This is a genomic window from Sphingomonas sp. SUN039, from assembly GCF_024758725.1.
In the GTDB taxonomy this organism is placed as follows: Bacteria; Pseudomonadota; Alphaproteobacteria; order Sphingomonadales; family Sphingomonadaceae; genus Sphingomonas_O.
The window spans coordinates 2,990,770-3,004,868 of the sequence record NZ_CP096972.1; the positions used below are offsets into that span (position 1 = coordinate 2,990,770).

The window sequence follows — 14,099 nt, forward strand, 5'->3', positions numbered from 1 at the left end:
CCTATTCGGCAGGCTGAAGCGAGGGGACGGCGTGGACCGCCGGAACCTCGCCGGTGATGAGGCGTGCGTGGCGGGCAAAGGTCAGGTAGTTCCACAACAGGTTCCACCCGACCGCGAGGCGGTTGCGGTAACCGACAAGGAAATAGACGTGCGCGACCGACCACAGCACCCAGGCGGTGAAACCGGTGACATGGAGCCGCCCGAAATCGATGACGGCACGCTTGCGGCCGATCGTCGCGAGATTGCCGTAATGGCGATAGCGGAACGGCTTGCACGCGACGCCACGTAGCGTCGCCACGATCTGTTGCGCGACGTGCTTGCCTTGTTGCTTGGCAACGGGCGCAATGCCCGGAAGGGCGCGTCCGTCTGGACCGTCGCACGCAGCAGTGTCGCCGATCACGAAGATATTCGGGCAATTCGGCACCGACAGATCGGGATTGATGACGACGCGACCAGCCGCGTCGCTCGCCAGACCCAGCCATTTGGCAGCAGGCGAGGCGCGCACGCCCGCCGCCCAGATTGCGGTGAAAGTCGCAATCGCCTCGCCGCCGATTTCGACATGATCGTGCGCGACATGGGTGACACGCCCGTTGAGGTGCACTTCGACGCCAAGATGCTCGATGGCACGCTGTGCTGCCGCCGACAGGTCTTCGGGGAATGCGGCCAGCAGACGCGGACCGCCATCGACGAGCACGACGCGCGAGCAATGCGGCGTGATGCTGCGAAAGTCGCGGCTCGTCGAGCGGTGGGCGAGTTCCGCTATCGCGCCCGCCATCTCGACGCCGGTCGGCCCGCCGCCGATAATGACAAAGGTAAGCAGCGCCTTGCGTCGCTCCGGATCGGTCTCGGTCTCGGCGCGTTCGAGCGCGAGCAGCACTTTGCAGCGCACGGCGGTCGCATCGTCGATAGTCTTGATACCCGGCGCATGTTCGGCCCAGGCGTCATTGCCGAAATAACTGTGGCGCGCGCCGGTGGCGACGATCAGCCAGTCATAGGGCACCGTCCGCCCGCTTTCGAGGTTCACCTCCCAGGCGGCCTTGTCCACGCCGGTGACGCGTTCCAGCAACACACGCACATTGGGCATGTCACTGACGATCGAGCGGATCGGACCCGCAATATCGGCGGGTGACAGCGCAGCGGTCGCAACCTGATAGAGCAGCGGCTGGAACAGGTGATGGTTGCGCTGGTCGATCAGCGTGACCTCGACATGCGCCCGTGACAGCTCGCGCGCCGCCGCCATGCCGCCGAAACCGGCGCCGAGGATGACGACGTGCGGGCGCGGGGCCGTCACTGCGCTGTCCAGCCGCCATCGACGGGGAGCGCGGCGCCAGTGATCGAGGCACCCCCGGGACCGCATAGGAACACCGCAAGCGCGCCGAGTTCCTCGATGGTGGCAAAACGCTTGGTCGGCTGTGCAGCGAGCAGCACGTCGCGGATAACGGCCTCGCGGTCGATCCCGCGCGCGGCGGCGGTGTCCGAGATCTGATTTTCGACCAACGGCGTCCATACGTAGCCGGGGCAGATCGCGTTACAGGTGACGCCGAACTGCGCGCCTTCGAGTGCAACCGTTTTGGTCAGGCCAAGAACGCCGTGCTTGGCGGCGACATAGGCGCTCTTGTAGGGCGAGGCGACGAGCGCATGTGCCGACGCGACGTTGATGATGCGTCCGTATCCGGCGGCCTTCATCGGCGCGAAAGCTGTGCGGATCGTGTGGAATGCCGCAGACAGGTTGAGCGCGATGATCGCGTTCCATTTGTCGACGGGGAAATCCTCGATCGGGCAGACATGCTGGATGCCCGCGTTGTTGACGAGGATATCGACCCGACCGAGCGAGGCGATGCTGTTCTCCACGAGACCCGCCGCGCCCGCAGGATCGAGCAGATTCCCGCCATCGTAAATGACGCGCCCGCCATGCGCCATCAGCGCCGCACATGTAAGGTCGATGGCGTCCGTATCGCCCAGCCCGTTGACGACGAGATCGGCACCCGCCCCGGCAAGGGCATGGGCGATCCCGAGACCGATCCCGCTGGTCGATCCGGTAACAACGGCGACACGCCCTGAAAGCGGCTTTGCAGCGGAATCGGTCGAGGTAGCAGGCATGGTCACAATCGGCGTCCCTATGAAGAAGTGATGCCGTCGAAATGCCGCACGTCTTGGAGGGTTTGAAATGCCGTTTGGGCATGAACTCGATACGCAGAAGCGATTGGGCGGGGGCCGCGCGGCCGCTTATTCCGGCGATGCGTCAGGAAGCCGGTCCATCCGGCATTTCCGGCTCCCAACTCGCAACGACAGGAAGACAGACCATGATCCATCCGACCCTAAGCAAAGCGACCTTCGCGCTTCTCGCCACTGCCGCGTTCGCCAGCCCCGCCTTTGCGGGCGAGTGCCCTGCCGGCAAAAGCGGCATGAACGAACTGGCCAACCACCCGACGATGCCCAAGGGCGTGACCGACACCGTTATCGGCTCGGTCGATCTGGGTACCGAAATCGGCGTGGCCGACCGCCAGCTCCGCACCCGCCGCCTTGTCGTCCAGCCGGGTGGCGTCGTGCCGTTCCACAGCCATATGGACCGCCCCGCGCTGATCTACACGGTCAGCGGCCAGATCACCGAATATCGCAGCAGCTGCGCCGTGCCCATCGTTCACAAGGCGGGCGACATCGCGCGCGAGGCGGACGGCATCTCGCACTATTGGATCAACCACGGAAAAACCGCCGTCGTCCTGCTTTCGTCGGACGTCCATCACGGCATGTGATCCGGTCCGACCCCGGACCGGTACTCCCGGCACGCCGCCGACACCCCTGATCGTGCGGCGTGCCACCCCGCCCCAAGCCCCAAGGAGATTGAAGATGAAAACCGTTACTGCTCTCACCACCGCAGCCGTCCTCGCCGCGCTGACGGCGTCGGTGGCCAACGCCCAGACCGGCCCGGTCAAGGCCCAACCCGGCATGGACAAATGCTATGGCATTTCGCTCGCCGGCAAGAACGACTGCAAGGCAGGTGCGGGCACCAGCTGCGCCGGTTCGAGCCGCGTGAATTACCAAGGCGATTCGTGGAAATATGTGCCCAAGGGCACCTGCGTCGCGATCAAGACGCCCAAGGGCAACGGGTCGCTGACCCCGCGCAAGGCCTGACGCCATGCACCCGACCGTCGGCATCGGCCTGAAAGCCGATCACTTCGGGGACGCCATTGCGTCGCCGACGGCGGGGCTATGGTTCGAAGTACACCCAGAGAATTACATGGTTGCGGGCGGACCGCGCCTCGCCATGCTCGAAGCGGCGCGCGCGGCACGCCCGCTGTCGCTGCACGGCGTCGGCATGTCGCTCGCGGGAGCAGCCGACCCCGACCGCACGCATCTCGCGGCACTCAAGCGCCTCGTCGATCGGTTCGAACCGTTTCGGGTTTCCGAACATCTCGCTTGGTCACGGATCGGCGACCGCTGTTTTCCCGACCTGCTGCCTTTCCCCCGCACAGGTGAGGCGCTTGCACGAGTCGTCCGCAATGTCGACATCGCGCAATCGGCGCTCGGCCGCACGATCCTGATCGAAAATCCCACGCACTATCTGGGGCTCGACGGCCATGTCTGGAGCGAGCCCGATTTCCTGCGCGAAATCGTCCGTCGCACTGGGTGCGGACTGTTGCTCGACATCAACAATGTCGCGGTCAGCGCGCACAACCTCGGCTTTGACGCCGACGCTTATCTCGCCGATTTTCCCGCTGCGGCTGTCGGCGAAATCCACCTCGCGGGGTATACGCCCGATGGCGCAACCGACCTGCTGATCGACGGGCACAATGCACCCGTCGCCGACGATGTTTGGGCACTCTATGCTCGGTTTATCGCGCGGAACGGGCAGCGCCCGACCTTGATTGAACGCGACGCCGACCTGCCGCCCTTTTCGGAGCTACTCGACGAGCGCAACCGCGCAGCCGATCTCTTGACGCAAGCCGTACGCGAGCTGGAACATGCCTGATCTCGCCACCTTCCAGCATGGCTTCGCGGAGACTCTGGCGGACGATCAGGCCTGCATCGGTGGGCTGGCCGTCTATCGCAACACCGCCTTGTATGGCGCAGTCGAGGCACTGCGCGCGAACTATCCGGTTGCCGAAGCCATAATCGGGCAGACCATGTTCGACGCGATCGCCGCTGAATATGCCGAAGCCGCGCCGCCGCGCTCACCGGTTCTCGCCAGCTATGGCGCGGGCTTCGCCGACTGGATCGAACATCAGCCATGGGCAGGCGACGCCCCCTATTTGTCCGACGTGGCCCGCTTCGAACGACTGCACATCGAATCGCTGTTTGCGGCAGACGCCGAACCCCTGACCAGCGACATGGCTGCGGCCCTCGCTCCCGATGGCTGGGCCGATGTGACCCTGCGCCTCCATCCCGCCACACGCTTCGGCTGGGCGACAACGCCTGCAATGCACGTCTGGCGGGCGCACCAGAACGGCGCACCGACCGGTCTCGAGCTCGACTGGCATTCGGAAGGCGGGCTGTTCGTCCGCCCGTTCGGGCAAGTCGCGGCGCATGTCATCGAACCGGCGGCGCATCGCTTCCTGTTCGGCATCCGGCTCGGCGAGATGGTCGGCACTGCCGCTATCGCCACAGCGTCGCTGTATCCGCACGCAGACATCGGCGGCCTGTTCGCGTTTTTTGTCGCCAGCGGCGTTTTTGCCGCGCCCGAAACCCAAGGACTGTTATGATGACCCTGATCCGCTCGCTTTTCGACCGCTACGCCCGCTTTGCTGAAGCCTTTTTGCCGCAATCGCTTTTACTGCTCGTCCAGCGCCTCGGTATTGCATCGATCTTCTTCCTGTCGGGTCGCACCAAGGTCGATGGCTGGTTCACGCTCAGCGACAGCACGTTCGAACTGTTCCGCACCGATTACGCCCTGCCCCTCATCCCCCCCGACATCGCAGCCTATGCCGCCACGATTTCGGAGCACGTCTTCTCGATCCTGCTCGTGCTCGGCCTGTTCACAAGGCTATCGGCGACGGCGCTTCTCGGCATGACCCTGGTCATTGAAGTTTTCGTCTATCCCGACGCTTGGCCGACCCACTTGAGCTGGGCAGGCCTGCTACTGCCGCTAATCGCTTGGGGCGGAGGTGCTTGGTCGCTGGACAGGCTGCTTGGCATCGATCCCTCCGGCCATAGGGTTGCGAGCGCCGCCGCCCAAAACTAGGGGAACCCACATAGTAAAAGTGACGATAGCCGGGAATAGGCCGCAATGAGCGAGCAGATTTTCAAGGCGACCATCATCCTTGCAGCAACGATATTCCTCACCATTTTCGGCTGGCTGGTTGTTCCGCCATTGATTGCCAACCCCGATGTCTTCGGCGCGTTTGCCGCCGGGTTCGTCAATCCCTATTCCAGCGGCTACTCCGCAGACGTGCTTGCTTGCTGGGTGATACTGACCGCATGGATCATGTTCGAAGCCCGGACACATAGCGCCCGGCACGGATGGATATGCGCGCTGCTTGGCTTATTCCCGGGAGTGGCGGTCGGCTTTGCCGCTTATTTGTTGCTCCGGACGCGGCAATTGGGTTCTTACCGTTAAGGGTGGCGGAGGCTTGAGCCGGTGCAAACAGATATGCGCTTTCTTTTCAGCCCGCCGAAGACATCGAAGCAGGTGTTTGCGAATGGATTGCGGGCGACCAATTCCCACTCGAATTCACTCGATCAACCGGAGAGTGTTGTAATCCGTGACCCGCAACCCAACGCTTGTGCCATCGACAAGTTCGCCCGTCGGATGAAGGCAAGTGACGCGGCGAAGTCGATTTACCGCAATCCAGACTGTCGTATTGTCGCGCGGACATCGGTCTAGCGAGAAGGCACGAGTTAGCATCTGCCGAGTTTACGAACCGCCTTGGCCAAGACGCACAAACAACGGGAGGGGTTTGTCAGCGCCCTAAAAGCGGGGAGCAGACTACGGGCCGCTGTCCTAGGCGCATGAACGTACTGCAGCTTTCAGGCGTCGATCTAGAACAGCCGTACGTCCGCAATGTTGGCGAAAGCCGCGCGTCAGATTCAAAGTAATAGACTATCCGCGGATCGCCTCCCAGTCCTGCCTGTCCGCCGCGACGCACAAAGCCGTCACTCTCGTTCCCCTGCGCCGAAAGGCTTTCTGTCCAAATTTGGGTGGATTGCCCACAAGCCTTTTCGTTTTGTTAGACCGAAACGAATCACGGGCCCAGCGCCCCACCCAGGACACACGGGCCAGACGCGACGATGGGCACGATCACGATTACCGAGGACGCACCGGGCCGCTTTACCGTTCCGGGTGCCAACAGCTATCGCACGTCGCCATCGTTCATCCTGAGTGCGGCGATCACCGTCGTGATTACCGCGCGCGACGGGTTTTTGTCCTATGTCGCGCCTATACCGGGGGTCACGGTCAGCGGATCCGGCACTCATACGCTGACCATCACCGGGCTGTGGGGCAATGTCGGGCAGGCGCTCGAGGCGCTGGGGCCGCTGTATACCCCGCTCGCCAATGCCAGCGGCAATCATGCCGATCTGGTGACCCAGACGGTGACGGGCCCCGCCGCCCAGTTCCCGCCGCCCTTCGGGGCCGGCATCGTCAACGACAGCTACGACGTCGATATCGCCCCGCTGCCCGATGCGCCCGATTCGCTGACGGTGAGCGGCGGCACGATTGCTGAGAGCGCCGCCATCGGCACGGTCGTCGCACAGCTGACCGGCACCGATCCCGATCCCGGCGACACGCTGAGCTATCAACTGCTCAACGCCAACACACCGTTCAGCATCAATGCCGTGACCGGCGCGCTGACCGTCGCGGCCCCGCTCGATTTCGAAACAACGCGATTCTACGACCTGAGCGCCGCTGTTTTCGATCAGACCGGCCTGTCGCGCACGCTGAATTTCCGGGTCAACGTCACCAACGTCAACGAAGCGACGATCCTGATCAATTCGCAGCCCGGCTTTCCCGGTGTGACGCTGTTGGAAACCGCCCCGGCCGGCACGTTCGTGGGTGACGCCAACGCAACCGATTTCAACACGCCGACCAACGCGTTCATCTATTCGATCACCGCCCTGTCCAACGATCAGGGCGCGACTGTTGCCAATAACGGTCGGTTCGCGATCGATCCGTTCACCGGCCTCGTCACCATTGCCGATCCGGCGCGGATCAATTTCGAAGAATCCGCCGCCTATGCGGTGGTAGTGCGCGCGACGACGATCACGCCGCAGGACAGCGGCACCACCGCATCCGGCGATTATGCCGAAACAGTGGTCAATTTGCGCCTGTTGAACGCCAATCGCACGCCTGCGGGCATCGACACCCATTATGCGATCGATCCGGCGGGGCAAACATCGGTTGCCATCACGACGCCGCAATTCAACCTGGGCGATACCGGCGACACGCTGAACTCGGTGATCATTTCGTCGCTGCCGACGCGCGGGCTGCTGGTGATCGCCGCGCCGGGGCAATCGGTGGTGTTCGGCGGCACAACCATCGCCAACGTCAGGGCAGTTGCTGTGGGCGACGCGATCAGCGCTGCCGATCTGGCATCGGGGAATTTCCGCTTTCTTATCGCCCCCGGACAACCGACGCTGGATGGCTATGCCAGTTTCGGCTTTCAGGTGCGCGACAGCGGCGGCACCGCCAATGGCGCGCTGGACACCGACCCCACGCCCAATCTCGCCATCATCGATACGCGCATCCTGACGATCGGCGGCGCGACCGATGCCGTCGGCGTGGGCGACTTCAATGGCGACGGGTTCGACGATTTCATCGTGCGTGCGCCCAATCAGCCGGGCAGTCCGGCCTATGTGATTTTCGGGCGGAACGGCGGGCCGGCGGGGACAATCAATCTGGCTAACTTGTCCGCCGCCGACGGCATCCGCATTAACGCGCCCGGCGCGATTGCCAGCGTCAGCGGCGCGGGCGATTTCAATGGTGACGGAATTGCCGATATCGTGGTCGGCGTGCCCGGTGAGGGCAGTGCGGGCACTGCCTATGTCGTTTTCGGGAGCGGGAGCGCGGGTGGGACGATCAATCTTGCCACACTCGCGCCGGCGGCGGGCATCCGCATGTTTGGAGAAACCGGCGAATATCCCATCGGGGTGTCGGTCGCACGCGGCGGCGACATCAACGGCGACGGACGGGGCGATGTGCTGATCGGAACCGCGAACACTCACAGCGGATCTGGCGTTGCCATCTGGCCTGTGCCTACCTTTGTCCTTTTCGGGCGCAACATGGGCGGCACTATCAGTCTTGCGGGGCAGCCAGTGGGCGTTGCCCGTATCACTATCAACGCCGATAATGCCCTTAACATTGCCGGAATCGGCGATATTGATGCGGATGGATTTGACGATGTATTGATCGGCAATCCGTTGAGAAGTGTCTTTTTTAATGGCGATGAAACCGGGGTTGCCTATATCGCTTATGGTCGCGCCGACGGCGTACTGAATAGGGTTATTCTGACCGGCGGGTACGCGTATAATCAGCTTGGCACGGACTTGGCGGGTGGCAGCGATTTCAACGGCGATGGCGTTAGTGATTTCGTCATCACCAGTTCGGTTGATTTCGCTCTCACAAATTCGTTTTCCGTCGGGCCTAGCGTCCAGTTGGTCTATGGTAGCGCTGCGCGCTTCAGCGATTTTGATCTGCGGGGAGGGCCCCCGCATCTGCGGATAAGCAGTCATGTCCCAGAATCGCTGGGTTCCAGTATTGCCATCGCGGATATCAACGACGACGGCTATGCCGATCTGATCGTCGGTGCGCCGCAGAGTGGGACTGCCTATATCATTTATGGCGGACCTGGCGCGCGGGATGAGATGTCCAATATTCGCAGTCGGCCCGGTGTCGATTTCTTTAACGGCTTTGCCGGTGGCGGCGGCGGTAGTCATGTCGACTCGATCGGCGATATCAATCACGACGGTTTTGGCGATTTCGTTATCCAGGCGGGCACCGGCGGGGGGGTGTATAGCTCGATCATTTTCGGCCATTCACGCACCGCGTCGGCCAACCGCCAGCCAGATCTCACCGCCCCGCTTGGCGGCCAGACGGCACTGCTCAACCGCGCCTTTGCCTATGCCATTCCGGCGGGCAGCTTTGTCGATCCCGATGCGGGCGACGTGCTGTCCTACAGCGTCACCGGCCTGCCCGCCTGGCTCAGCTTCGACGCCGCGACCCGCCGCTTTTCGGGCACGCCAGGCGGCACCGATCTGGGCAGCGTTACCGTCCGGCTGACCGTTACCGACGGCGTCACCGCGCCGCTGCGCCAGACGCTGCATTTCACCGTCACCGATCCGCTGGGCTTCACCCCCGGCAATGACGTGCGCGTCAATCCGGCGGGCAATGACGTGACGATCGACGGGCTGACAGGGGTCGACAGGCTCGACATGGCGGCGTTCACCACGCCGATCACGCTCAATACCGACACCGCAACGATCCAGACCATTGACGGCACCGAACGCGTCGTCAATGTGGAGAGCTTCATCCTGGGCAGCGGCAACGATGTCGCGCGGCTCGGCGGCGGGGCCTTCACCGTATTCGGCGGGGCGGGCGACGACATTTACTACGACGATGCGGGTAACGACACGCTGATCGAAAATGCGGGCGGCGGCACCGACAGCGTTTATGTCGGCGGCGGCTATACCCTGCCCGCCAATGTCGAAAACCTGATCTACACCGGCACCGGCGCGGCAACGCTGATCGGCAACGACAGCAACAACATCCTCGACACCGGCACCATCGCCACCGGCCTCGTCACGCTGATCGGCGGTGATGGCGATGATGTGCTGGTGGTGCGCGCGGGCAGTTTCGGCGTCGGCATCGTCGGCGGCGCGGGCATTGATACGCTGGCAATCGAACGCGATCTGGCGATCATCCCCGACGATATCGAAAACATCATTTATATCGGCACGGGCAACGCGACTTTGGTCGGCAACCGGTTCGACAACAGTATTACCGGTGGTGCGGGCAATGACGAGCTGATCGGCGGCGGCGGCATGGATATGTTGACCGGCGGCGGCGGGAATGACCGGCTGAGCCTGACCGGCACCGGCGGCGGGACATTGGACGGCGGCACCGGTAACGATATCCTCGACAGCGGCACGACAGCGACGGCGCTGGTCACGCTGATTGGCGGCGACGGCGACGACACGCTGATCCTGCGTGCGGGCAGTTTTGCGGTGGGTATCGTCGGCGGCACGGGCGTGGACACGCTGATGATCGAACGCGATCTGGCGATTATCCCCGACGATGTTGAGAACATCGTCTATACCGGCATCGGCAACGCAACTTTGGTAGGCAATGGCGGAGCCAACACCATCACCGGCGGCATCGGCAATGACAGCATCGATGGCGGTGCCGGGGCCGACACGATGATCGGCGGCAAGGGCAACGACATCTATAATGTCGATAATATCGGCGATGTGATCACCGAGCTGGCGGGCGAGGGTATTGACGAAGTCCGCACCACGCTGACCAGCTATGCCATTCCGGCACATGTCGAAAAGGTCACGCTGCTGGGTGCGGCGGGCGGCGCGTTGCAAAGTGTGACCGGCAGCGCGCGCGACGACAGCTTCGATTTCAGCCAGCGGGGCGCAAGCCCGATCAACGCCGGCGGTGGCGACGGCAACGATGCGTTCTTCTTCGGCGCGACCTTTTCGGCAGCGGATATCGTCGATGGCGGCGCGGGGACGAACGACCAGATCGGATTGCAGGGCAATTATACCGGTGCGAACAAGCTGGTGCTGGGCGCGACAACACTGACCGGGGTCGAGATTGTCGCCGCGCTGCCGGGGTTCGGCTATGACATCACGACCGACGACGCCAATGTCGCGGCGGGTCAGGTGCTGTCGGTTTTCGGTGGCAATCTGGGCGCGGGGGAGAGCTTCACCTTCAACGGATCGGCGGAGACCAACGGCAGCTTCCGGGTCTATGGCGGCCTCGGCACCGACAGTTTTACCGGTGGTGCGGGGGACGACGGCTTTTACTTCGGCCCGGGCAAATGGGGCGCGGGCGATGCGGTGACCGGCGGTGCCGGCACGAACGATCAGCTCGCGCTCGACGGTAATTACACGGTGTCGATTGGTGCGAATGCCGATGTCGAGACACTGGTCCTGCTGCCCAGCCCCACAGGCTTGACCAATACATTCAACATCACGCTGACCGATGTATGGACGGCGGCGGGCGCGACCAAGACCGTGTGGGGCCTGAACGTCACGACGGGCATTACGATCAACGGATCGGCCGAAACGGATGGCAAGCTGGTCATGTTCGGCGGGCTGGGCAGCGATACGCTGACCGGCGGTGCCGGTGCGGACAGGGTTTACGGCGGCGGTGGCGGCGATGTGCTGACCGGCGGTGCGGGCGCGGATACCTTCTTGTATGACAGGCTGACCGACTCCTTCGGCGCGACGACCGCGACGCGGGACCGCATCCTCGACTTTACGGCAGGCGATAAAATCGACTTGTCGGGAATCGACGCGATCACGGGCGGTGCCGACGACGCGTTCAGCTTCATCGGCAATGCGGCCTTCGGCAACGTCGCCGGACAATTGCGGGCAACAGATATCGGCGGCGGCGTCTTCAACGTCGAAGGCGACGTGAACGGCGACGGCATTGCCGACTTCGCGCTGCTCGTGACAGCGGGGGCGGGTTACGTCTTCGCGGACACGGATTTCGTGCTGTAGGGCGAAGCGGCAGGCAGGCTGTAGCAGAATGTGAGGATGCGTTTGGCATTTCCACACGCCCAACTGGACCGGAATGGCGACGCCAGCCGTAACGGCAGGGCGAGTAAGAGCGGCAATGCCATCAGCTGCTGCCAAAAGCTGCGGGTCTGCAACGGCCCGATTCCCGTCTTGGTGATGGCCGATTGTCGCTTTGAATGGATGGCAGCTATCGGACGGCTACTTGGCCTAACGGAACGAATGCAATGGCGGCGATCGGTTGTGTTTGAAATCGCTCTCTGCCATTTCCGCTTACCGTGCCACACCGCCGATAAGCTGAATGGCAGCAAGCGGCCCAAAAGCAATCGCGAAATGACGTTCACGTTTTTCGACTCAGCTGAAGACTGGCCGTGGCGGCAGTATTAGATGTTTGGCGATAAAATATTGATTATAATGATATTTCCTTATGAACACTCGACGAATGACCAACAGCGAAACCAACATTCTGCCGAGCTTGTATGAGACAATGGATCGGAAAAAATCGCCTCAACTTGGAGCGGTGCCCTTGCCCGGAGATGTGCTGTGGCGATCGAACGGGGCGGTTTGCGGCATGACCTGACCGACGATATCCATACCGACGTGCGCGAAGGGGATAGACGCCAAAAACTGGACCGACGCAGTCGCGGTCAGCAATGCTAAACGGCCGCCGCATTTGTTTGGAGCGCCAACTCCCTGAAATTGGGAGGGAGATCGAAAGGTACCGACAGGCCTAGGCCGAGAGCAACCTTGAATCGTGCGGTTCTGCCAGTTTCGACTATTTGAAATTCAGGCGGGATAAGACTGGTAGAAACTGTTGGGCCAAACAAAATTGGTATTGGTGATCGATACGCTGAAATCGAGCGCTCGGACCTGATGCCACCAGCCGATCGGGATGAACAAGGCATCGCCGGGTTCGAGGTCGGCGACCAGCGGCGTAACGGCAGCCGTGTAGGGAAAAGCGTCCAGATTCCCCTCAAGGTCGCCGACGCGGCTGAACACATGGTGTTCGTTGTAGAGCTTCGGCGTGTCTTCGGGCGAGACGAGCACGACGCGCTTGCGCCCCGTGATCTGGATCAACAGGTTGTTCGTCAAATCGTGATGCAGCGGCGTGAACGTGCCAGCCGGGCCGATCCACAACATCCCCTTGGATCCCGGGTCCGCCGGATTGAGAAACGCCTCCAGCGTCCCGATGTCGGGCATCAACGGGGCCAGTGCCTCGGCATTCGGTCCGGAGTTATACGCCGTGATATAGGCATTGTTTCCCGCCTCTTCGGCCTCGACCATATCGAGATAGGCGGTAAAAGGCGCTGTCCGGCGATGCGCGTCCTTGTCGAGCTCGAAACGCGGGTCGTCGCGACGGTCGCCCTGAAACTCGACGGGCCGGTCGCCGATCGTGCGGCGCAGATAGTCCGGCGACCAGCGCGGAACGGCGGGCCAGTGCGCGACGACCCCTTTCAGCAGCGCCGGCCGGTTGGTCGCATAATGCCGGTCGAGGAAGGTTTGGCGGTCGATCTCGCGATAGTGGCACAGCGCCGAGGCCGACGGCGACAGGGCGCGGAGCCGTGTGCGCGTTTCCATCAGCCAGTTGCGCTTGGCCAGCGCGACATCCTGAGCGCTCGCCGACGGGAGAGGTTCGGCATGTGAAACTTCGGGTGAAGCTTCCCCGACCGGGGCTGCACCGTCAGGCGGCACGAACGGGCGGAGCGACAATTTGCTCTGGTGGTCGTCGGTCCCGATTTTGCCCGAAGGACACGACCCCCGGTAATAGAGTTTCTGCCATTTGTCGGTGGGTCGCGACGGCGGGTTGTCGCGCACTTCGACGTGGAAAGCGTCGCGGCTGGCGCTCCACGCTTCGAAATCGGCCTTCAGTGCTGGGTTGTCGTCGATCGGCACGAGGCGCGGGACGACGGCCTCGACGACCCGGCGTTCGACCGGGAACAGGTGACAGATAACCTCGTCCGCTTCGAACCGCACCCAGTGGTTCGGACGCGTGAAGCGCCAGTTCATTGTGAAGGTATAGGGCGACCAGTCGGTCTCGACGATCCCGCCCAGCGGCGCGATCCCGTCCTTGACGCTGTTGGGCGGCCCGCCGACCCACAGATTCCAGCCCGGCGGCGTGCGGAACAGCCCGGCGATGTGAAAGGTCAGCGTGCCCTGTCCGAACAGCGCCACCGGCGCATCATGGTCGGCGGTGCCGCTATCCGCACGAAGGGTCACGTCGGACGCATCCGCGCCGCCGTTCCAAGCCGCCTCGAATCCACACGGGCTGAGAATTTCCCACCCGTGCGCGTTAGCTATGTTGAGGGGAAGGCACCGGTAAGCGAAGGACTCAGGCGTCGCATCCATCCAGTCCCGACGTGAAGATGCGGGGCGGATGCGCGGTTTCCAGCCGTCGTAAAGATAGCAGATCAAGTCCATACTGG

The 14,099-nt window shown here is 63.0% G+C and carries 11 protein-coding genes; 8 read left to right on the forward strand and 3 right to left on the reverse strand.

The window, feature by feature from the left end; translation table 11 throughout:
- Window position 1: 1 nt before the first annotated feature.
- Window positions 2–1,291 carry an NAD(P)/FAD-dependent oxidoreductase gene (locus M0209_RS14710; protein ID WP_258889032.1) on the reverse strand — a complete coding sequence of 430 codons (1,290 nt, stop codon included), beginning with the start codon at window positions 1,289–1,291 and terminating at the stop codon, window positions 2–4.
- Window positions 1,288–2,100: a 3-hydroxybutyrate dehydrogenase gene (locus tag M0209_RS14715; protein ID WP_258889660.1), complete on the reverse strand. Its 813-nt coding sequence runs from the start codon at window positions 2,098–2,100 to the stop codon at window positions 1,288–1,290. The genes M0209_RS14710 and M0209_RS14715 overlap by 4 nt, the downstream gene beginning before the upstream one ends.
- Window positions 2,101–2,303: 203 nt before the next feature.
- Here M0209_RS14715 and M0209_RS14720 point away from each other — a divergent pair, with 203 nt between their 5' ends.
- The 8 genes from M0209_RS14720 (at window position 2,304) to M0209_RS14755 (ending at window position 12,063) form a co-directional block, all read left to right on the forward strand.
- Complete coding sequence (locus M0209_RS14720; protein WP_258889033.1) at window positions 2,304–2,753, forward strand: cupin domain-containing protein; 450 nt, start codon at window positions 2,304–2,306, stop codon at window positions 2,751–2,753.
- A 94-nt stretch (window positions 2,754–2,847) separates the two neighbouring features.
- The gene (locus tag M0209_RS14725; RefSeq protein WP_258889034.1) at window positions 2,848–3,132 is read left to right on the forward strand and encodes a DUF2282 domain-containing protein; all 285 of its coding nucleotides are present in this window, start codon (window positions 2,848–2,850) and stop codon (window positions 3,130–3,132) included.
- A gap of 4 nt (window positions 3,133–3,136) precedes the next feature.
- Entirely contained in the window at window positions 3,137–3,970 is an 834-nt protein-coding gene (locus tag M0209_RS14730; protein ID WP_258889035.1) for a DUF692 domain-containing protein, read from the forward strand.
- Window positions 3,963–4,700 carry a DNA-binding domain-containing protein gene (locus tag M0209_RS14735; RefSeq protein WP_258889036.1) on the forward strand — a complete coding sequence of 246 codons (738 nt, stop codon included), beginning with the start codon at window positions 3,963–3,965 and terminating at the stop codon, window positions 4,698–4,700. The genes M0209_RS14730 and M0209_RS14735 overlap by 8 nt, the downstream gene beginning before the upstream one ends.
- Window positions 4,700–5,179: a DoxX family protein gene (locus tag M0209_RS14740; RefSeq protein WP_258889038.1), complete on the forward strand. Its 480-nt coding sequence runs from the start codon at window positions 4,700–4,702 to the stop codon at window positions 5,177–5,179. Before M0209_RS14735 ends, M0209_RS14740 begins: the two co-directional genes overlap by 1 nt.
- A 45-nt stretch (window positions 5,180–5,224) precedes the next feature.
- Window positions 5,225–5,554 carry a DUF2834 domain-containing protein gene (locus tag M0209_RS14745; protein WP_258889040.1) on the forward strand — a complete coding sequence of 110 codons (330 nt, stop codon included), beginning with the start codon at window positions 5,225–5,227 and terminating at the stop codon, window positions 5,552–5,554.
- Between the two features lie 671 nt (window positions 5,555–6,225).
- Entirely contained in the window at window positions 6,226–11,661 is a 5,436-nt protein-coding gene (locus tag M0209_RS14750) for a cadherin domain-containing protein (RefSeq protein ID WP_258889042.1), read from the forward strand.
- A gap of 36 nt (window positions 11,662–11,697) precedes the next feature.
- Window positions 11,698–12,063 carry a hypothetical protein gene (locus M0209_RS14755; RefSeq protein WP_258889043.1) on the forward strand — a complete coding sequence of 122 codons (366 nt, stop codon included), beginning with the start codon at window positions 11,698–11,700 and terminating at the stop codon, window positions 12,061–12,063.
- 399 nt (window positions 12,064–12,462) lie between these two features.
- On the opposite strand, the gene M0209_RS14760 is transcribed toward M0209_RS14755, so the two are convergent.
- A complete protein-coding gene (locus tag M0209_RS14760) occupies window positions 12,463–14,094 on the reverse strand; it encodes a cupin-like domain-containing protein (protein ID WP_258889044.1) in 1,632 nt (543 codons plus the stop codon).
- Window positions 14,095–14,099: the final 5 nt, after the last annotated feature.